Genomic DNA, 19,993 nt, shown 5'->3' on the forward strand with positions numbered 1-19,993 from the left:
CGATCAGAAGAAACGGGTGTCGGGCGTGTCGAAGCGCGGCGGGCCGGCCGGAATGGTGCCGCGCAGGCCGTAGACCGCGTAACCGTGTCCGACGTCGCCATAGAGATAGAGCAGACGGTAATCCGTCTTGAGAATGCGGTAGATCACGGCCCGCGATGCGGGATTCTCGCCGTCATAGGCCGGCTCCATGGTCATCACCCGCTCGGGCCGGAGCGCCATCACCCGCGCGACTTCCGCCGCCTCGTCGATGCCCGTCGCGCCCAGCTCGTTCAGCGACTGGAGATGCGCCGAAAAGACATGGTTCGTCAGGAAGCAGGAGTTGGTGGCGTCGTAGAAGGCCGGCATTCCGTCATAGACGAAGAAGCAGCCCCTGGCGCCGCGCGTCGCCTCCACCGCGTGCGCCAGCGTCGTGGCGGTACCCCGCGTGATGGTGTGGCGCCACAGCACGCGCTGGCCCCACACGCCGCTGCAGAAAAGCAGGGTCGCGATCCAGATGCGCCCGGCCCGGCGATTGGCGAGCGGCGTGGCGATCACCGCGAAGGGCGGAAAGAGCGGGAGCGCATAATGGTTGAACCAGCTTCCGAACAGCACCACGCCGAGCAGCGCGGACGCCGCCCACCCATCGAGGAAGCGGAGATCGCCGCGCACGGACAGGTCGGCGGGGCTGCATCCCAGCCAGCGGCGCAGCGGCACGCTGGCCACCAGCGGCACCGTCAGCATCGCCATCACCTCGATCCGCATCCGGACCATGTCCGGCTGTTCGGACTTGCGCGCCAGGATCGAGGTTGCGTTGGCGTACCACCAGTCGCCGAAATGCCCCATGGCGGCATAAGCGGCGGCGGCGGCGGCGGTCGGCGCCAGCGCGCAGCCGATCCAGATCGCCGCGTCGATCGCCAGCTTCGGGATGGGCCTGCCGCCGCGCCAGGCGAGCCACAGCAGGACAATCCCGGCGAAGACCCCCTCGAACACCGCGCTGTATTTGATCTGCAGCGCGATGCCGAACAGCAGCATGGCCGCGGCGCCCGTCGCGCGCAGGTCTCCGCCATTGGTCGCGGCTTCGTGCCGCCGGAACAGGATCAGCGCGATCGCGCCCGCCACCGGCAGATTGTAGAAAACCGGAGCCTGCCCGCCTTCTCCCCCGGCGAGGTTCAGGCAAAGAACGTAGAGAATCGCGCCGGCGAGCGCTGCGCCTGCGGGCGCTATGCGTCGCCCCATCGCGAACAGGATCAGGCCGGTCAGCCAGACGCAGAGGAGCGCCCCCATCTGATAGGCGATCGCGCCGTTCCCGCCGATCGCGCGAAGGCCGGCGAACAGCAGGAAAAGGCCGATCGGCTTGCGGTCCCATATGTCGATATAAGGGATGGCGCCGTGCAGCATCCGGCCACCGACGAGCCAGTAGAACTGCTCGTCGATGTGGATGACCGGGTTTCCGAATGTCCGCCAGCGCGCGACGATCGCCACCAGCAGGATGGCGATCGCCGCATGTCCCAGCCCGATGGTGCGGGTCGGGCGGCGAACGGCCGCTTCCGCAGGGGCGCCGATCGGCGCCGTCAACGCCGTCGCCACGTCACCAGCATCGAGGCCGCGAAATTCCAGACCGAGCCGACCGCGGCACCCGCCACGCCGGCCGCCCACCAGCCATGGTGTTCGGCGAACAGGACGACGCCCGTACCGATATTGGCCAGCGCGCCGAGACCGCACACCGCATAGAAACTCGCCAGCCCGGCCAGCATCCGCAGCCCCTTTAGCCGGCGATCGCGGAAGGTGATGCTGTTGTTGACGAGGAAGTTGAAGGCGATGGCGGCCAGCACGGCGACCGTCTGCGCGGCGCCGAACGACAGCCCGCCCCAGCCCAGCGCGGCCTTGAGCACCGCGAGATGCACGCCGAGGCCGAGCGTGCCGACGATCGCGAACATCACCGGGCGCGGCGGCACGTAGCGGCGGATCAGCCGGTCGGCGATCGTCACCAGATAATCGAGCGCCACGCCCGCGCCGAGCTTGCTCTCGCCCGCCGTCCGCGTGCGGAACTCGAAAGGCAATTCCACGGCGCGTAGTGGCTCCGGGCTGGAAGTCAGCAGGTCGAACAGGATCTTGAAGCCGCGACCGGAGAGGCGTGGCAGCAGCGCCTCCACCTTGTCGCGACGCACCGCGAAGAAGCCGCTCATCGGGTCGCTCACCGGTGACTGCAGCACCAGCCGCGACAGGTTGGTCGCCGCCCGGCTGCATTTCAGGCGGAAGCTGTCCCAGTTGCCGGTCGATCCGTTCTGGCAATAGCGCGATCCGATCGCGACGTCGGCCGATCCGCCGCGCACCATCGAGAAGAGGCGTGGCAGCAGTCTCTCGTCATGCTGGCCGTCGCCGTCGATCACCGCCACCACCGGCGCCATCGTGGCCATCATGCCCTCGATCACCGCAGAGGCGAGGCCGTTGCGCCCGAATCGGCGCAACACGCGGATGTCTGAACGCCCCTTCGCCAGTTCCCCGATCCGTTCGGCGGTGCCGTCGCGGGACCAGTCGTCGACGAAGATCACCTCGCTGCGGATTCCGGCGAGCGCCGTGTCCAGCCCATCGATGATCCGCTCGACATTGTCGGCTTCGTTATAGGTGGGGACGATGACAGCGAACTCATAACCGCCTGTGGAGGGCGCCGCCAAAGGCGTCCTGCCTGATATCGCGACGGTGGCAATCGACATACGCTCGTACCCCGGCAAGGGGCATACACGCCCCGGAACTGGCTTCCGTCAGGGCCGTCACGCGGTGAACCCGACATGAAGCAAGACGACGTCATCGCAGGCCAGCCTTGATCCGCACGGGGATTGCGGTGCGCTGCAGTATCTGCGGGACGGACGGGGCTCAGTCGTCTTCGTCTTCGTATCCGACGAGCGCCAGCGCCTTCGCCCGAATCTGGCGGGTCATGCACCAGTGCACGAGCGCGTCTTCGCGCCCGTGGGTGACCCAAAGTTCCTGCGGCGCGAGTTCTTGCACCGTCGATGTGAGTTCATCCCAGTCGGCATGATCCGAGACGACCAGCGGCAGTTCGACATTCCTCTGCCGCGCGCGCTGGCGCACCCGCATCCAGCCGGACGCCATGGCGGTGATCGGATCGGGAAGGCGGCGGGACCAGCGATCGTTGAGCGCGCCGGGCGGGCACATCACGATCGTGCCGCGCAGTTGCTCCTTGGACGCGGCGGTCGCCGACACCAGTTCGCCGAGATCGACGCCCAGTTCCTGATAGAGCGAGCACAGCCGTTCCATGGCGCCATGGATGTAGATCGGGTCATGATGCCCGCGCAGGCGCAGTTCCGCGATCAGCCGCTGCGCCTTGCCCAGCGCATAGGCACCGACCAGCACGCAGCGATCGGGGTTGGCGTGCAGCGCCTCCAGCAACCGATCGACCTCCGCCCCGGTATCGGGATGGCGGAAGACCGGCAGGCCGAAAGTGGCCTCGGTGATGAAGATGTCGCACGGGACCGGCTCGAACGGGACGCACGTGGGATCGGGCCGTCGCTTATAGTCGCCTGAGACGACTATTCGTTCGCCCTTATGCTCCAGAACGATCTGCGACGAACCCAGCACATGCCCCGCCGGCACGAAGTGTGCGGTCACGTCGCCCAGGACGACCGTCTCGCCATAGGCCACGCCCTGCCCCGATTGCGGGCCGTATCGTGTCGCCATGATCGCCAGCGTCTCTGGCGTCGCCAGCACCGCTCCGTGGCCGCCCCGCGCATGGTCCGCGTGCCCGTGGGTGACGAGCGCGCGCGGCACCGGCTGCGAAGGATCGATCCACGCATCGGCGGCGGGCACGTAGATGCCTTGCGGATGCGGTTCGATCCAGGAGCCGAGGCGGGCCATTCCTGTTAGATGGATGGCGCGCGCGTCGGTTCCATCACCGCAGCTTGGCGATCTTCAAACCGTCCTGCTTGGCGCGCGCCTGCACCGATTCCTCGCTGCGGGTGAGTGCCTTGCCGATCGCCTTGAGCGCCATGCCCTTGGCGGCGAGGCGGTGGAGTTTCTGGACCTCGTCGGTGGTCCAGGGTTGTTTGTGGCGGACGAAACCCTCGGCCATCGGGCGATCTCCTTTGGTGTCCGCTCTAGCGGTTCGACCGGACGCTGGCGAGGGCTGGCGGAGAAGCGGCCAAGTCCCGATAATCGTGAACGAATGTCCGATCTTCCTCCGATTCTCGGCGACTGGTTCGCATCGCGCGGCTGGCGGCCCCGCCGACACCAGCTGGCGATGCTGGACGCGGCGCGGGCGGGAAAGAGCGCGCTGCTCGTCGCCCCCACCGGCGCGGGCAAGACGCTGGCGGGATTCCTGCCGAGCCTCGTCGAACTGATCGAGACTCCGAGCGAGGGGCTGCACACCCTTTACGTCTCGCCGCTCAAGGCGCTGGCGGTGGACATCCAGCGCAACCTGCTGGGGCCGATCGAGGAGATGGGACTGGATATCCGAGTGGAGACTCGCACCGGCGACACTCCGTCCGATCGCAAGGCGCGCCAACGGGTGAAGCCGCCGCAGATGCTGCTAACGACGCCCGAGTCGCTCAGCCTGCTGCTTTCCTATCCCGATGCCGCGCAGCTCTTCGCGAACCTCAGGACGATCGTAATCGACGAGGTCCACGCCTTCGCCCCCTCCAAGCGGGGCGACCTGCTGTCGTTGTGCAAGGCCCGCCTGCAGCGCCTCGCACCGAAGATGCGCCGCGTCGCGCTCTCCGCCACCGTCGCCGATCCGGATCTCTATCGCGGTTGGCTGTCCGGCGACGGCGATCTCGACAAGGTCGCGCTGGTCGAAGGCGATCCCGGCGCCGATCCGGACATCGCGATCATGCTCCCGCAGGAGCGCATTCCCTGGTCCGGCCATTCGGGTCGCTACGCCGCCGAGCAGGTGATGCGCCAGATCGAGGCCCATAAAATCTCGATCATCTTCTGCAACACGCGTAGCCTCGCCGAACTGATCTTCCAGGATCTCTGGGCGGTGAACGAGCAGCACCTCCCCATCGGTATCCACCACGGCAGCCTCGACATCGAGGCGCGGCGCAAGGTCGAGGCGGCGATGGCGGCGGGCAAGCTGCGCGCGCTGGTCGCCACCGCCAGCCTCGACCTCGGGGTGGACTGGGGCGATGTCGATCTCGTCATCCAGATGGGCGCGCCCAAGGGATCGTCGCGCCTGCTCCAGCGCATCGGCCGCGCCAACCACCGCCTCGACGAACCGTCCAAGGCGCTGATCGTGCCGGGCAACCGCTTCGAATATCTGGAGGCGCGCGCCGCCGTCGATGCGGTGGAGGCGGGCGAGCGTGATCCTGACGTATTCCGCCCCGGCGCGCTCGACGTGCTGGCCCAGCATCTGATGGCGTGCGCGGCGGCCGAACCCTTCGCGCAAGGCGCAATGCTGGCGGAAGTGCGCGAGGCCGCGCCCTATTCCACTTTGCCCGAGGACGTGTTCGATCGCGTGCTGAGCTTCGTCGCCACCGGCGGCTACGCGCTGCGCGCCTACGACCAATACAAGCGCCTGACGCTGGATGCGGATGGCCTGTGGCGCGTCAGCCACCCGCGTTTCATCACCCAATACCGCCTCAACGCCGGGATCATCGTCGAAGCCGCGATGCTCACCGTCCGTTTCCGGAACGGCCGCTCGCTGGGCAAGGTGGAGGAAGGCTTCGCCGCCAGCCTTGCGCCCGGCGACACCTTCTTCTTCTCGGGCCTGAGCCTCGAAGTGGAGGGGGTGAAGGGCGAGGATCTCTACGTCCGCGCCACCGCGAAACCCGCCCGCATCCCCACATATGGCGGCGCGCGCATGCCGATCTCGACCAACCTCGCCGATCGCGTCCGCCACTTCCTCCACGAGCCGGAGGAATGGCCCCGCTTCCCGCCCGACGTGCGCGAATGGCTGGAGATGCAGCAGCGCCGCTCGGTGCTCCCCGCGCCCGACAGGCTCCTGATCGAAACCTTCCCGCGCGAGGGGCGGCACTACATGGTGGTCTACAGCTTCGAGGGCTGGAATGCGCACCAGTCGCTCGGGATGCTGGTCACGCGCCGGATGGAGACGGCGGGCCTCCAGCCGATAGGATTCGTTTCCAGCGACTATGCCATCGCGACCTATTCGTTAAAGCCCGTCATCGACCCTCGACCGCTCTTCTCGCCCGACATATTGGAGCATGAATTCGTCGACTGGGTGCAGGAATCGGCGCTGCTGAAACGCGCCTTCCGCGAGGTTGCGGTGATCGGCGGCCTCGTCGAGCGCCAGCATCCCGGCAAGCGCAAGACCGGGCGGCAGGTCACCTTCTCGACCGACCTGATCTATGACGTGCTGCGGCGCTACGAGCCGGAACACCTGCTTTTGCAGGCCGCCTGGGCGGATGCGAAGGCGCGGATGACCGATGTCGGTCGCCTCGGCCGCCTGCTCGATACCGCCGCCGAGCGAATCGAACATGTCGATCTGGCGCGTGTTTCGCCGCTTGCAGTGCCGGTGCTGGTGCTGATCGGGCGGGAGCGGGTCGCCGCCGGAACGGTCGACGACGCGCTGCTGATCGAGGCCGAGGCACTGGTCGCCGAGGCGATGCGTGGCGACTCCGATTTTAACCATATCGCTTAACCCACTTCTTCACGATTCGGGCTAGGGCAGGTCTCCGGTCGGGGGAGCAATCGACCAGGGATGTGCGCGTGAAGGGGTTTTGGCTTAAGGCTCTCGCAGGACTTGCGGCGCTGTGCGCGACGCCCGCGATCGCCCAGGACAGTTATGACGGCCGCATCGGCACGGGCCTCGAATGTGTGCCCTATGCCCGCCAGATGTCGGGCATCCAGATCTACGGCAATGCCTGGACCTGGTGGGAGCAGGCGGCCGAGCGCTACGAAGAGGGCGCCCGCCCGCAGGTCGGCGCGGTGCTCGTCTTCCGCCCGCATGGCGTGATGAAGCTCGGCCACGTCGCCGTCGTCAGCAAGATCGTCTCCAGCCGCATCCTGATGGTCAGCCACGCCAACTGGTCGCGGATCGGCGGCGTGCGCGGCCAGATCGAGCGCGACGTGACGCTGGTCGATGTCAGCGAGAATAACGACTGGAGCGAGGTACGCGTCTGGTGGCGCGACAATCAGGGCCTCGGCACCACGCGCTACCCGGTCTACGGTTTCATCTACGGCAACAGCGCCGCCACCGGCGAGCATATCGCGCATGTCAGCAAGGATCTGGTCAGCGCCTCGCCCGATGTCGTCGGTGCGGTGATCGATTCGCTGGGCGCGACGCCCGCCAACTGAGCGATCAGCTAAAGGTCTTCGACAGGCTCTCGCGCAGCAGCCGCTTCGCGCGCAGCGCCATCTCCAGCCGTGTCGCGCTGTAGAGGCCGAGTGCGAAGGCCATGCCGATGTCGGTGGCGAGCAAAGCGGCCGGACTGTGCGGGTTGCCGCCGCCCAGTTCCTCCCCGGCGGCCTTCCGCAGGACGACGAGCACGATCAGGATCAGGAAGGCGGCGGGCGAGGCCTTCTGGTTCAGCGTGTGGGTCGCGGGATCGACGGTGATCTGCATCGTCCGCCCGCGATACCAGCCGCCGGCTATGCCAAAGACCAGCGCCACTGCGGACCACAGCCAGCCCATCGGCGACGGCGGCGCGGCATAGAAGACGAAGTCGACGATCAGCAGGTAGATGGCCGGCACGATCCACAGCGTTTCGATCTTGAGCGGCCGTGCGCGGCTCATTCGCCGCCAGCGCAGCGCCATCACCACCGCGATGACGATGACCGGCATCACATATTGCATCCAGGTCGGACCGGCTTCGGTGTGCATCGCTACGCTCCCCGTTTGACTCCCCACCGCTGTGCTAAGGGAGCAAGGCACCCGTCGCAAGCGGCTTGCGCGCTCCCCCCCGCCTGCTATGCGACGGTGCATGGTTCCCTTTTCGTTCGCAGGCACGGAACTGGTCGCGCTGGCGCCCGGCGCGCTCTTCTGGGAGCGGCGCCGTGCCCTGCTGTTCGCCGATCTGCATCTGGAGAAAGCGAGCTTCTACGCGCGCGGCGGGCAGATGCTGCCGCCTTATGATTCGGATGCGACACTGCGCGAACTGGCCGACCTCGTCGCGCGGACCGGCGCCGGAGAAATCTGGTGCCTGGGTGACAGCTTCCACGATGCCGAGAGCTGCGAGCGGCTGGCCGACGATACGCGCGATCTGCTGCGCGGGCTGACGGCATCAACGCGCTGGACGTGGATCGCGGGCAATCATGACATCGGCGCGGTCCGCCTTGCCGATCATTGCGGCGGGCGCGTGCTCGGCGAGGCGGAGGTTGACGGGTTGCTGCTCCGCCACGAGGCGGACCCGCGCGAGCAACGGCCCGAATTGTCCGGCCATTATCACCCCAAGCTGCGCATGACGCTCAAGGGCCGCCATGTCGCGCGGCGCTGCTTCGTGGCGACGGCGACCAAGCTGATCCTGCCGGCCTTCGGCGCGCTCACCGGCGGCATGGACGCGGGCGATCCAGTGATCCGCAAGGCGCTGGGCGGCCGGGCGGCGCAGGCGCTGGTGCCGCTCGCCGATCGGCTGCTCCGCTTCCCGCTGGCGGCATGATCTTTCCCCCTCCCTGAAAGGGAGGGGTTAGGGGTGGGTTCTTCTCCGGATCGAGGTCATGCCTGCCACTGGCGAACCCACCCCCGGCCCCTCCCTTTCCGGGAGGGGAGAACGCGTCACGCCTTCCAGCTCATCGGAAAGAGCCGCTTCAGCGCCTCGACCTTGGGCCGATCGTTGATCACGATGTACGGATAGTCGGGATTTTTCGCCATGAAGTCCTGATGATAGGATTCGGCCGGGAAGAAGCCCCGCGCCGTCTCGATCCGCGTCACGATCGGGCGGGGATAGACGTGGGCGGCGGTCAGTTGGGCGATATAGGTTTCGGCCACCTTCGCCTGCGCGGGCGACTGCGGGAACAGGGCGGAGCGATATTGCGGGCCATGATCCGGCCCCTGTGCGTTCAGCCGGGTCGGATCGGCGACCACCGAGAAATAGATGCGCAGCAGGTCGGCGTAATTCACGCGTGCCGGATCGAACACGACCTTCACCGATTCGGCGTGGCCGGTCGTGCCGGTCGAAACATCCTCATATTGCGCGGTCGATCCCTTGCCGCCGGCATAGCCGGACGTGGCGCTCATCACGCCTTTCACGTGGGAAAAGACGCCCTGCACGCCCCAGAAGCAGCCGCCCGCGAAGATCGCGGTCTCGCGATGGCCGGAGACCGGCTCGATCAGGGTGGGCCGGGGGGCATTCACCGCCGTTTCGGCGGCGAAGCTCGGCATGAGGCCGAAGAACAGGGCACCGCCGGCGGCGAGCGCGGCGGCGAAAGGCAGGATGCGGGACATGGGCGCACTCCTCATGAGGGGCATGTCCCCTCATTCGGTGCGCGCCCGATGCCGGTTACATCATTTCAGCGCGGCGCAGGCCTCGGCGATGCGGTTGCACGCCTCGGTCAGCAGCGCGTCCGAAGTCGCGTAGCTGATCCGGAAGGCCGGGGAGAGGCCGAAGGCCGCGCCCTGCACCGGGGCGACTTTCGCCTCGGTCAGCAGATAGCCGACCAGCGCCTCGTCGTCCGCGATCTTCACGCCCTTGGGCGTGGTCTTGCCGATCAGACCGGAGACGTCCGGATAGACGTAGAAGGCGCCCTCGGGCGTCGGGCAATGGATGCCCGGCACTTCGTTCAGCCCCTTCACCACCAGATCGCGGCGACGCTGGAAGGCGACGTTCCGCTCCTTGAGGAAGCTGTGGTCGCCGTTCAGCGCCGCGGTCGCCGCCGCCTGCGCGATCGAGCAGGGGTTGGAGGTCGATTGCGACTGCAGCTTCGACATCGCCTTGATCAGCCAGGACGGGCCGCCCGCGAAGCCGATCCGCCAGCCGGTCATCGCATAGGCCTTCGACGTGCCGTTCACCGTCAGCGTGCGCTCGTAGAGCGACGGGCACACCTGTGCGATCGTCGCGAACTGGAAGTCATCGTAGAGGATGTGCTCGTACATGTCGTCGGTGAGCACCATCACCTGCGGGTGGCGCTCCAGCACTTCACCCAGCGCCTTCAGCTCGGCGGCCGAGTAGGCGGCGCCCGTCGGGTTGGACGGCGAGTTCAGGATCACCCAGCGGGTCTTGGGCGTGATCGCCTGCTCCAGCTGCTCGGGCAGGATCTTGTACTGCTGGTTCGCGCCCGCCGAGACGATGACCGGCGTCCCGCCCGCATAGGCGACGATGTCCGGATAGCTCACCCAGTATGGCGCCGGGATGATCACCTCGTCGCCCTTGTCGATGGTCGCAACCAGCGCGTTGAAGAGCGTGTGCTTGCCACCGACGTTCACGCTGATCTCGTTGGCTGCGTAGGTGAGGCCGTTGTCGCGCTTGAACTTGGCGGCGACGGCGGCCTTCAGCTCGGCGGTGCCGTCGACGTTGGTATATTTGGTCTTGCCGGCGCGAATCGCCTCAATCGCGGCGTCCTTCACGTAATCGGGCGTGTCGAAATCCGGCTCGCCGGCGGCCAGGCCGATGATGTCGAGACCCTGCGCCTTCAGCTCCAGCACGCGGCTGGTCATGGCGAGCGTGGGGGACGGCTGGATGCGGTCGAGCGCTTCCGACGTGGTTCGCATGGGGGTTCGGCTTTCCGGCAGGAGGAGACGCGCGCGCCTATGACGGATGTCGCCGCTCAGGGCAACCGCGCTCGAATCAATCCCCGGAGCGCATTGCCGAGAAAGAATCCGTCGCTCAGATCGGTGGCCGTGAGATCCTGTTCGATCGCCTCGCCATCGGCCAGCAGGCGTTCGCGCAGGATGCCTGGAAGGAGGCCGCGTGACGCCGGCGGGGTGAGCAGCTTGCCGTCGCGCTCGACGAACAGATTGGTGAAGCTGCCCTCGGTCAGGAAGCCATCGGGCCGGGCGAACACCACTTCGACATGGCCCGCTCGCGCCGCATCGTAGAAATCGCGATCGCTGGTCTTGTGGCGCAGGCGGAAGTCGTCCAACGAGACCGGCAGTGGCACGATCGGTGCCACGATCTCCTCGATCTCCGCGGGAGCGTCGCGCACCTCGATCGCCACCTTGCCGGTCGGAGAGAGGCGCACGCGGATCCGGGCGGGATCGCGCAGGCGGAAGGTCGCGGCCTGCAGCTCGTTGCGGCAATCATGGCGATCGAACGCGAAGCCCAGCGCGTCGGCCGATCGCTTCATCCGTCCGAGATGGCGCTCGAGATCGGTGAAGCCCTCGTGCGGATCGAACGGCATCGTTTCCAGCAGATCGAAGCGCGGGCAGGCGGCGGAAACGAACGCGCCCTTGGCGAGGCATTCGGCCCACTCGGCATCGACTTCGCTGTCCGCCACCACACCCGACCCCAGACCAAGGGTCGCGCGCTCACCCTCCACCACCAAGGTGCGAATCGCGACGTTGAAAGCGGCGTCGCCGCCCGCATCGAGCCGCCCGATCGCACCGGTGTAGAGGCCGCGCGACCCCGCCTCGACCTCGGCGGCTATCTCCATCGCGCGCAGCTTGGGCGCGCCGGTGATCGATCCGCAGGGGAAGGTGGCCTCCAGCAGTGAGACCGCATCGGCGCCGTCGGCCAGTTCGGCGGTGACGGTCGAGGTCATCTGCAGGATCGTCGGATAGCGCTCCACCGCGAACAGCTCCGGCACCGCCACGCTCGCCGGCGCGGCGACGCGGGAGAGATCGTTGCGGATCAGGTCCACGATCATCAGGTTCTCGGCGCGCTGCTTGGGGTCTTCGGCCAAGGCGGCGGGATCGCTGTCGCGCGCGGCGGTTCCCTTCATCGGGCGGGCCTCGATCCGGCGACCGTCGAGGCGCACGAACATTTCGGGCGAGAAGCTGAGCAGGGTTCGTGTGCCGTCATGCACGATCCCGCCCCACCCCGCCGCCGCCGCGCCCCGGATCCGGGCGTAGAGCGCCAGCGGATCGCCCGCGACCGGCATCCCCGCCTGGAAGGTGAGGTTCGCCTGATAGATATCGCCCGCCGCGATATACGTCTTCACCCGGTCGAAGGCCGCGGTGTAGGCGGCCCGGTCGATCAGCGGTTTCGGCGGGCCGGCCCATGCTCCGGCAGGATCGGGCAGCAGCGCTGGCACCCGTTCGGGCGCGACGGCCTCGTGGCGCTCGAACAGGCCGAACCAGAGGAGCGGCGTGCCCGGCGCGCCCTGGGGCGGCTCCGACAGGGCGCCCGCATCATAGGCGATCCACCCCGCCGCGTGCAGGCCGTGCGCCTGCGCATATCGCAGCGCACTCAGGCAATTGGCGAGCTTGGCGGAATCGCGGCAGGCGATCGTATCGACCGGGTCGCAATACAGGCGCGCCATCGCCGCCCCTTCGGCGCGGGCATCGTCCAACAGCACGAAGGGGGTGGAACGATCGAGCATCGCCCCCTCCTGCAAGGCTTTGGCTTGCGTGGCAACGCCGCGATGCGCATCTGGAGGGCATGGACAAGCCCCTCCCGCCTCTTCGCGCCGCCGTCGTGCCGGTCACGCCGTTCCAGCAGAACTGCACGCTTCTGTGGTGCACGAAGACGATGCGCGGCGCCTTCGTCGATCCGGGCGGCGATCTCGACAAGCTCAAGGCGGCGGCTACCCAGCATGGCGTGACGATCGAGAAGCTGCTCGTCACCCACGGCCATATCGATCATTGCGGGCAGGCGGGTGTGCTGGCGAAGGAACTCGGCGTGCCGATCGAAGGGCCGCAGGAAGAAGATCGCTACTGGATCGCGCGGCTCAACGACGATCGCGCGAGCTTCGGGCTGGAGGGCAGCCCGTTCGAGCCGGATCGCTGGCTTCAGGATGGCGACGAGGTGACGGTCGGCGATCTGACTCTCAAGGTCCGCCACACGCCGGGGCATACGCCGGGCCACGTCGTCTTCTTCCATGAGCCGTCGCGATTCGCGATCGTCGGCGATGTGCTCTTTCGCGGATCGATCGGCCGCACCGACTTCCCGCTCGGCGACCACGACACGCTGATCGCGTCGATCACCGAGCGGTTGTGGCCGATGGGTGACGACGTGGCCTTCGTGCCGGGCCATGGCCCGACCTCCACCTTCGGCACCGAGCGGGCGACGAACCCGTTCGTCGCCGATTCGCGATTCGGCTGATCAGAGGTAATGGATCGCCGCCGGCGGATGCGATCCGATCCAGATCGCCCACACCGCCAGCGTCAGCAGCACCGCCCAGGTGAGGCACGCGCCCACCGCGCGCATCGCGCCCATCTTCTGCGCATCCATGCCGAGCATGTGGACGAGGCGGGCCAGCGTGAACGCCGCGCCAATCCCCCACAGCCAGGATTTCGATCCGCCGGCCAGCTCGATCAGGCCCATCAGGATCAGTACGAACGGCGCATATTCGACGAAGTTCGACTGCGCGCGCATCCGGCTGAGCAGCAACGGATTGTTGCCGTCGCCGTGCAACACCTTACCCGAACGGCGAATCGCGACGATGCGGAAAGCGAGCCAGAGATTGATGAGCGCGGCGGCGCCGGCGAAGGTGAGCGTGACGGGAAGCATGGGAAACCCCGGAATATGCGTGACGATGTCCCTCGCTCGCACGCAACGCGGCGGGTTGCAACAGCGCGGAAATCCGGTATAGGGCGCCCTTCGCGACGAGGCCGGCCGCTGATGGTCCGCGGCCGTTCTGGCCGTGGCGATTCGGATGGTATGCGGCCCCGCACCCATTGAACACTAGGATTAGGTGCCGGTATGGCCGTTCCCAAGCGAAAGACCTCGCCCTCGCGGCGCAACATGCGTCGCAGCCACCATGCGCTCTCCGTGGAGTCGTTCCAAGAGTGCCCGAACTGTGGCGAGCTGAAGCGCCCGCACAACCTGTGCAACGCGTGCGGCCACTATAACGGCCGCGAGATCGTCTCGGTCGAGGCCTGAGCCTCACGGAACGGACAGCTCGAGTGGACGCGCCGCGGATCGCCATCGACGCGATGGGAGGAGACGGGAGCGCGGCCACGATGCTGGCGGGCGCCGCCCTGGCGCTCACCCGGTTTCCTGATCTTCGCTTCCTGATCGTCGGCGATGACGCCGCGATCCAGGCCGAGCTTGCGCGCCACAAGGCGCTGGCCGCCGCCAGCGAGATCCTGCACGCGCCCGAAGCGATCAGCGGTGACGACAAGCCGAGCCAGGCGATCCGCCGCGCCAAGACCACCTCGATGGGCCTCGCCATCCAGGCGGTGAAGGAGCGCGAGGTCGGCGCTGCCGTCTCTGCCGGCAACACCGGCGCGCTGATGGCGATGGCGAAGCTGGCGCTGCGCACGCTGCCCGGCATCGATCGCCCGGCGCTCGCCGCGATCATGCCGACGTTGGGCGACAATGATGTCGTCATGCTCGATCTCGGCGCCAATACCGAGTGCGATGCCAACAATCTCGTCCAGTTCGCGCTGATGGGTGCCGCCTATTCGCGGGTCGCGCTCGATATCGAGAAGCCCAAGACCGCGTTGCTCAATATCGGCTCGGAAGAGCTGAAGGGCACCGACGAGCTGAAAGAGGCCGCCGCCAAGCTGCGCGCCCATCCCTCGCTGCCGCTCGAATTCGTCGGCAATATCGAGGCGGACCGGATCAATCGCGGCGCGGTCGATGTCGTCGTGTCGGATGGTTTTTCGGGCAATATCGCGCTGAAGGCGGTCGAAGGCACCGCGCGCTTCGTCACCGATCTGCTGCGCCGCTCCTTCTCGTCAAGCCTCCGCTCGAAAGTCGGCTTCCTGATCTCGCGCCCGGCGATGCACCTGCTGCGCGTCCATCTCGATCCGAACAACCACAATGGCGCGGTCTTCCTCGGCCTCAACGGCATCGTCGTGAAGAGCCACGGCAGCGCCGACGCCAAGGGCGTGGCCAACGCCATCGCCGTCGCCGCCAAGCTGGTGCGCGACGATCTCAACCGCCTGATCGCCGAGGACATGGCTGAATATCGCGCCGCCTCGACGCCGGTCCAGGCTGCCTGATGACTGTCCGCGCCATCCTTGCCGGCACCGGCTCCGCCCTGCCCGTTCGCCGCGTCACCAACGAAGAGCTGGCCGCGCAGGTCGATACCTCGGACGAGTGGATCGTCGAGCGCACCGGCATCCGCAGTCGTTATATCGCGGGCGAAGGCGAGACGACCGCGAGCCTGGCCGCCGATGCCGCGCGCAAGGCGCTCGCCGACGCGGGCATGGACGCGAGCGAGATCGGCCTGATCGTGCTCGCCACCGCGACGCCTGACCAGACCTTCCCGTCGTCGGCCACCAAGGTGCAGGCGATGCTCGGCATCGACGACTGTGTGGCGTTCGACGTCGCGGCGGTCTGCTCGGGCTTCCTCTACGCGCTGTCGGTGGCCGAGAGCATGATCCGCGGCGGCTCCGCCAAGGCGGCGCTGGTGATCGGCTCCGAGACGTTCAGCCGCATCCTCGACTGGGAAGATCGCGCGACCTGCGTGCTGTTCGGCGACGGCGCCGGTGCGGTGGTACTCAAGGCCGAGGACGGCCCCGAGAATCCCGCCGAGGCGCGTGGCGTGCTGTCGGCCAGGCTCCATGCCGACGGGCGCCACAACGAACTGCTCTATGTCGATGGCGGCCCGTCCACCACGCAGACGGTGGGCAAGGTCCGCATGAAGGGCCGCGAGGTGTTCCGTCATGCGGTCGTCAACCTCGCCAGCGTGCTGACCGAGGTGCTGGAGGCGGTGAACCTCACGTCGGCCGACATCGACTGGCTGATCCCGCACCAGGCCAACGCCCGCATCCTCGATGCGACCGCGAAGAAGCTGAACCTCTCGCCCGATCGGGTGGTGGTGACGGTCGATCAGCACGCCAACACATCGGCCGCGTCCGTCCCGCTGGCGCTCGACGTCGCCAAGAAGGATGGCCGCGTGAAGCCCGGCGATCTGCTGGTGCTGGAGGCGATGGGCGGCGGCTTCACCTGGGGCGCTGCGGTCGTCCGACTCTGATCTGCGACACGCTGCCGCAACGATCTAGGCGCGGCGCCCAACCGGTATTATGATCCCGCCCTCAATCGAACCTGAGGGGGTGGCCTTGGCCGAGTTGCAGACCTTGACCCGTGCGGACCTGAGCGATGTCGTGCATCGCGAAATCGGCCTTTCGCGCGCCGATTCCGCCACGATGGTGGAGAATGTGCTCGACCTGATGTGCGCGGCGATGTCGGGCGGCGAGAACGTCAAGATCTCGGGCTTCGGCACCTTCGTGCTGCGCGACAAGGGCGAGCGCGTCGGCCGCAATCCGAAGACCGGCATCGAGGTGCCGATCGCGCCGCGCCGGGTGCTGACCTTCCGCGCGTCCAACATGCTGCGCGATCGTATCGCGGCGGCGGACTGAGCCGATGGCCGAAAAGTCCGAAGCCGCCTTCCGCACCATCGGCGAGGTCTCGGACGAGATCGGCGTGAAGCAGCATATCCTGCGCTATTGGGAGAGCTGTTTCCCGGAGCTCAAGCCGATCACGCGGGCCGGCAACCGGCGCTATTACCGGCCCGAAGATGTCGCGCTGGTCCGCCGTATCGACGGCCTGCTCAACACGCAGGGCTATACGGTGAAAGGCGTGCAGAAGCTGCTGTCGGGCAAGGGGGGCGAGGAGCCGCCTGCCCCGGCAACCGCCGTTCCGGCCTTGCCGATCGATGAGCTGAAGGCGATCCGCGCGATGCTGGCAGACGCGCTGGCGGCCGCCTGATCAGTCGATCCGGTCCGGTCCCAGCGCCGGATCGATATCGCGCGGGCGCACGAAGCGGACGAGGTGGCCGCTGCCCTCGTCGACCTCCGCCCAGCGATCGACCTCGAAGGTCAGCTCGGCGATGCTGGCGGTGGGATATTTCTCCTCCACTTCGCCGCGCGCGCGGATTTCCTCCTCGCCGGCATCGGTGGAGAGGCTGAGCACCAGTTCCTCGATCCCCGGATTGTGACCGGCGAGCAGGATGGTGCCGGCGCTGTCCGGCGCCTCCTGCACCACTTCGAGCAGATTGGAGGCCGACGCGAGATAGACGCGGCGGTCCCACCCCACGGCGGGGCGCTTGCCATAGCCGTCGAACATTGCGTCGAGGGTTTCGACCACCCGCACCGCCGGTGAGGCGATCACCGCGTCGAAGCCGAGGCCCAGCGATTTCATGTGGCGGCCCATGGTGATCGCGGCGCGCTTGCCCTTGTCGTTGAGCGCACGGTCGAAATCGCGGGTGGCGGGCTGATCCCAGCCGGACTTGGCGTGGCGGAAGGTGATGAGCCTCTTCATTCCGCCTCTCCGCTCCCGGTCGATTCGGGGGCGTGATGCCCGATATGGGCCGGGTTGGGAAGGCCCGAGGCGACCGATCGCACCGCCTCGTCGAGCGTCACCCGGCGGATCGGCACGCCGGCCGGAAAGGCATCGAGCAGGCGCGACGGCGTGGCGGAGGAAAGCAGGACGAAGCGCCCGCGATCGTCGCCGCGCCGGATCAGCCGGCCGAACGCCTGCGCCAGCCGCGCGCGCACCACCTCGTCGTCATAGGCCGATCCGCCGCCGACCGCACGGCGTGCCGCGTGGAGCACGGTGGGGCGCGGCCACGGCACCTGCTCCATCACGACGAGGCGCAGCGAATGGCCGGGCACGTCGATGCCGTCGCGCAGCGCATCGGTGCCGAGCAGCGAGGCGCGCGGATCGTCGCGGAAGATGTCGATCAGGGTGCCGGTGTCGATCGGATCGACATGCTGAGCATAGAGCGGCAGCCCCTCGCGCGCCAGTCGATCGGCGATCCGCGCATAGACCGCCTTCAGCCGCGAGATCGCCGTGAACAGGCCGAGCGTGCCGCCCTGCGACGCCTCGACCAGCCGCGCATAGGCATGGGCGAGGCCCGCCATGTCGCCGCGCTTCACGTCGGTGACGATCAGCACCTCGGCCTGCGCCGCATAATCGAACGGGCTCTTTGCGCGAAACCGCTCGACCGCCGTATCGAGATGGCGGGTGCCGGTGCGCGCCTCGGCCCGCGCCCAGTCGCCGCCGGGGCCGGTGAGGGTCGCGGAGGTGACCAATACGCCCTGCGCGGGCGCTAGCACCGTCGCCGCCAGAGGCCGGCCGGGATCGAGCCAGTGGCGGCGGATACCGATGTCGAATTCACGCCCCTCGACGCGATCGACCGCCAGCCAGTCGACGAAATCGGGGTCGGGCGGCCCACCGATCCGGCCGAGCAGCGCCTGCCACGCCGAGATCATCCGCGCACGCAGCTGCAGCCCCGCCATCGCGCCCTCGATGCGCGCCCGTGCGGGGCCGTCGAGCCAGTCCGGCCCCTCTTCCAGCACCGCGAGCAGACGGCCGCCCAGCGCCACCATCGGGCGCATCAGCTGCTCCAATGCTGCGGAGGCATCGCCCGCCGCCTCGACGATCGGGCCGTCGAGCGCCGCCGCCTCGGTCTCGATGCCGTAGCCCGCATCCGCTGCCGTCGCGCGCGCCATGACGATGTCGCGCACCGCCGAGAGCAGTTTCTCGATCGGGCCGAGCGGCATCCCCTCGGCGATCCGCGCCAGCCAGTCGGTCGCGACCAGCGCCTGCGATCCGGCGATCACGCCCTCGAGCGCGATGGCGCCCGCCTCGTCGTAGGAAACGACGTCGGCCAGCCTTGCGGCGAGGCCGCGCCGTCGCCCGCGCGAGGCGCGTTCGGGGCCGACGATCCAGCGGCGCAGCTCGATCGCCTCCTGCCCGGTCAGTCCGGCCGAGAAGGTGGTGTCGGCGGCGTCGTGGAGGTGATGGCCCTCGTCGAACACGATGCGGCCCAAGGCCCGTCCGCCCTGCTCGTCGCGCCGCCGTTCGGCGAGCAGCATGACCAGCGCGTGGTTGGCGATGACGATGTCCGCCTCCTCGGCGCGGCGGATCGATCGCTCGATGAAGCAGCGTCGGTAATGCGGGCAGCCGGCATAGACGCATTCGCCGCGCCGGTCGGTGAGCGCGGTCGATCCGGCGCGACGGAAGAGGGTGGTCAGCCAGCCGGGCAGATCGCCGCCCACCATGTCGCCGTCGCGCGTATAGGCCGCCCAGCGTGCCACCAGCTGCGCCAGCACCGCCGCGCGGCCCTGGAAGCCGCCATAGAGCGCGTCCTCCAGATTGAGCAGGCAGAGGTAGTTCTCGCGCCCCTTGCGCACCGCCACCCGGCGGCGGCGCTCGGCCGGATCGGGGAAGACCCGCTCGGTCTCGCGATCGAGCTGGCGTTGCAGGGCGCGCGTGTAGGTGGAGATCCATACCGTTCCCTCGGCGCGTTCCGACCACAGGCTGGTCGGCGCGAGATAGCCGAGCGTCTTTCCGATGCCGGTGCCGGCCTCCGCCAGCATTACGCGCGGTCTGCCCTCGCCCGCGCGCGGGGCGAAGGCATGGGTCGCGGCGGCGGCGTAAAGACGCTGGCCCTCGCGCGCCTCTGACGCCGTGCCGGTGAGCTGGCCGAGCCGCTCCACCGCATCATGTTCCGAGATGGTGACCGTGCGAGGCTGCGGCTTCGGCGCGGCCTCCTCCCATTCGGGCAGCTTGGCGAACAGGCCCCGTTCGGGTCGCTCGGGCTCCTTCATCCGCTGGATCAGCGCCTGTGCCCAGGGCCAGCGCAGCCGGCCGAGCGCGTGCGCGACATCCCAGGCGCCATGCTTTTCGGGCCAATCCTGCTCGACCGTGCCGAGGATGACGTCGGCGATGTCCAGCAGCGTTGCCGTCGCCGCCGCGTCGCTCTCCGGCGGATCGAGGCCGAGCGCGCGCGCCATGCCCGCCGGCGTCGGCACCGCGAAGCGCGCCGGCGCCACGAAGGCGAACAGTTCGAGCAGATCCAGCCCGCTGATCTCGGCATAGCCCAGCCGCTGCCCGACCAGCGGCGCATTCAGCATCACCAGCGGTCGCTCGGCGGCGAGCGCGATCGCCTCGCCTCGCGCAAGGCCGCGCACACCCCGCCCGCGCTCGGCGAGCCAGATGCCGCCATGGGTGGCATGAAGCGCGAGGGGAGGGAGTGGGAAGCTCACCCGGTTCCTATAGGCACTGCGGAACGGATGGGAAACGCCACATTCAGCCGCGGTGCAGCCAAGGCG

The 19,993-nt window shown here is 68.3% G+C and carries 20 protein-coding genes; 9 read left to right on the top strand and 11 right to left on the bottom strand.

The features are described 5' to 3' along the window. Positions 1-3: 3 nt before the first annotated feature. The 4 genes from QGN17_RS16740 to QGN17_RS16755 all read right to left on the bottom strand — a co-directional run bounded on the left by QGN17_RS16740 (position 4) and on the right by QGN17_RS16755 (position 4,066). Entirely contained in the window at positions 4-1,566 is a 1,563-nt protein-coding gene (locus QGN17_RS16740) for a hypothetical protein (protein WP_281045726.1), read from the bottom strand. Continuing rightward, positions 1,551-2,654, bottom strand: a complete 1,104-nt coding sequence (locus QGN17_RS16745; protein ID WP_281045727.1) for a glycosyltransferase family 2 protein — start codon at positions 2,652-2,654, stop codon at positions 1,551-1,553. The genes QGN17_RS16740 and QGN17_RS16745 overlap by 16 nt, the downstream gene beginning before the upstream one ends. Before the next feature lie 199 nt (positions 2,655-2,853). Beyond that, positions 2,854-3,852: a ligase-associated DNA damage response exonuclease gene (locus tag QGN17_RS16750; protein ID WP_281045728.1), complete on the bottom strand. Its 999-nt coding sequence runs from the start codon at positions 3,850-3,852 to the stop codon at positions 2,854-2,856. 34 nt (positions 3,853-3,886) lie between these two features. Then, complete coding sequence (locus QGN17_RS16755) at positions 3,887-4,066, bottom strand: hypothetical protein (protein ID WP_110155342.1); 180 nt, start codon at positions 4,064-4,066, stop codon at positions 3,887-3,889. Between the two features lie 93 nt (positions 4,067-4,159). Between QGN17_RS16755 and QGN17_RS16760 the strand changes: the two genes are divergently transcribed. Together QGN17_RS16760 and QGN17_RS16765 are read left to right on the top strand one after the other, a co-directional pair. Next, positions 4,160-6,589 carry a ligase-associated DNA damage response DEXH box helicase gene (locus tag QGN17_RS16760; RefSeq protein WP_281045729.1) on the top strand — a complete coding sequence of 810 codons (2,430 nt, stop codon included), beginning with the start codon at positions 4,160-4,162 and terminating at the stop codon, positions 6,587-6,589. Positions 6,590-6,657: 68 nt separating this feature from the next. After that, positions 6,658-7,245: a CHAP domain-containing protein gene (locus tag QGN17_RS16765; RefSeq protein WP_281045730.1), complete on the top strand. Its 588-nt coding sequence runs from the start codon at positions 6,658-6,660 to the stop codon at positions 7,243-7,245. Between the two features lie 4 nt (positions 7,246-7,249). Here the strand turns inward: QGN17_RS16765 and QGN17_RS16770 are convergent, their stop codons facing one another. Further along, positions 7,250-7,771, bottom strand: a complete 522-nt coding sequence (locus QGN17_RS16770; RefSeq protein ID WP_281045731.1) for a CcdC protein domain-containing protein — start codon at positions 7,769-7,771, stop codon at positions 7,250-7,252. A 100-nt stretch (positions 7,772-7,871) separates the two neighbouring features. Between QGN17_RS16770 and pdeM the strand changes: the two genes are divergently transcribed. Then, positions 7,872-8,546 (top strand): ligase-associated DNA damage response endonuclease PdeM, encoded by a 675-nt coding sequence (gene pdeM / locus QGN17_RS16775; RefSeq protein WP_281045732.1) that lies wholly within the window; start codon positions 7,872-7,874, stop codon positions 8,544-8,546. A 116-nt stretch (positions 8,547-8,662) separates the two neighbouring features. On the opposite strand, the gene msrA is transcribed toward pdeM, so the two are convergent. Genes msrA through pabB form a run of 3 tightly spaced genes read right to left on the bottom strand, consistent with a single transcriptional unit; the run spans position 8,663 to position 12,363 of the window. After that, positions 8,663-9,331 (bottom strand): peptide-methionine (S)-S-oxide reductase MsrA, encoded by a 669-nt coding sequence (msrA, locus tag QGN17_RS16780; RefSeq protein ID WP_281045733.1) that lies wholly within the window; start codon positions 9,329-9,331, stop codon positions 8,663-8,665. Positions 9,332-9,391: 60 nt separating this feature from the next. Next, positions 9,392-10,594 (bottom strand): pyridoxal phosphate-dependent aminotransferase, encoded by a 1,203-nt coding sequence (locus tag QGN17_RS16785; RefSeq protein WP_281045734.1) that lies wholly within the window; start codon positions 10,592-10,594, stop codon positions 9,392-9,394. 56 nt (positions 10,595-10,650) lie between these two features. Then, positions 10,651-12,363, bottom strand: a complete 1,713-nt coding sequence (gene pabB, locus QGN17_RS16790) for an aminodeoxychorismate synthase component I (protein WP_281045735.1) — start codon at positions 12,361-12,363, stop codon at positions 10,651-10,653. Positions 12,364-12,422: 59 nt separating this feature from the next. Between pabB and QGN17_RS16795 the strand changes: the two genes are divergently transcribed. Further along, entirely contained in the window at positions 12,423-13,085 is a 663-nt protein-coding gene (locus QGN17_RS16795; RefSeq protein ID WP_281045736.1) for an MBL fold metallo-hydrolase, read from the top strand. On the opposite strand, the gene QGN17_RS16800 is transcribed toward QGN17_RS16795, so the two are convergent. Further along, positions 13,086-13,493: an MAPEG family protein gene (locus tag QGN17_RS16800; protein WP_281045738.1), complete on the bottom strand. Its 408-nt coding sequence runs from the start codon at positions 13,491-13,493 to the stop codon at positions 13,086-13,088. Between the two features lie 192 nt (positions 13,494-13,685). Between QGN17_RS16800 and rpmF the strand changes: the two genes are divergently transcribed. The 5 genes from rpmF to QGN17_RS16825 all read left to right on the top strand — a co-directional run bounded on the left by rpmF (position 13,686) and on the right by QGN17_RS16825 (position 16,643). Further along, the gene (gene rpmF / locus QGN17_RS16805) at positions 13,686-13,865 is read left to right on the top strand and encodes a 50S ribosomal protein L32 (protein WP_281045739.1); all 180 of its coding nucleotides are present in this window, start codon (positions 13,686-13,688) and stop codon (positions 13,863-13,865) included. A 23-nt stretch (positions 13,866-13,888) separates the two neighbouring features. Next, positions 13,889-14,932 (top strand): phosphate acyltransferase PlsX, encoded by a 1,044-nt coding sequence (plsX, locus tag QGN17_RS16810; protein ID WP_281045740.1) that lies wholly within the window; start codon positions 13,889-13,891, stop codon positions 14,930-14,932. Further along, on the top strand, positions 14,932-15,909 hold the full coding sequence (locus tag QGN17_RS16815; protein WP_281045741.1) for a beta-ketoacyl-ACP synthase III: 978 nt from the start codon (positions 14,932-14,934) through the stop codon (positions 15,907-15,909). Before plsX ends, QGN17_RS16815 begins: the two co-directional genes overlap by 1 nt. Before the next feature lie 85 nt (positions 15,910-15,994). Beyond that, positions 15,995-16,294 (top strand): integration host factor subunit alpha, encoded by a 300-nt coding sequence (locus QGN17_RS16820; RefSeq protein WP_281045742.1) that lies wholly within the window; start codon positions 15,995-15,997, stop codon positions 16,292-16,294. A gap of 4 nt (positions 16,295-16,298) precedes the next feature. Next, positions 16,299-16,643, top strand: coding sequence for a MerR family transcriptional regulator (locus QGN17_RS16825; RefSeq protein ID WP_281045743.1), 345 nt, complete (start codon positions 16,299-16,301; stop codon positions 16,641-16,643). On the opposite strand, the gene QGN17_RS16830 is transcribed toward QGN17_RS16825, so the two are convergent. Both QGN17_RS16830 and QGN17_RS16835 read right to left on the bottom strand, forming a co-directional pair. Next, on the bottom strand, positions 16,644-17,195 hold the full coding sequence (locus tag QGN17_RS16830; protein WP_281045744.1) for a SixA phosphatase family protein: 552 nt from the start codon (positions 17,193-17,195) through the stop codon (positions 16,644-16,646). Next, positions 17,192-19,927, bottom strand: a complete 2,736-nt coding sequence (locus QGN17_RS16835; protein WP_281045745.1) for an ATP-dependent DNA helicase — start codon at positions 19,925-19,927, stop codon at positions 17,192-17,194. The genes QGN17_RS16830 and QGN17_RS16835 overlap by 4 nt, the downstream gene beginning before the upstream one ends. Positions 19,928-19,993 lie beyond the last annotated feature (66 nt).

This window comes from Sphingomonas oryzagri (assembly GCF_029906645.1).
GTDB classification, from domain to species: domain Bacteria; phylum Pseudomonadota; class Alphaproteobacteria; order Sphingomonadales; family Sphingomonadaceae; genus Solisphingomonas; species Solisphingomonas oryzagri.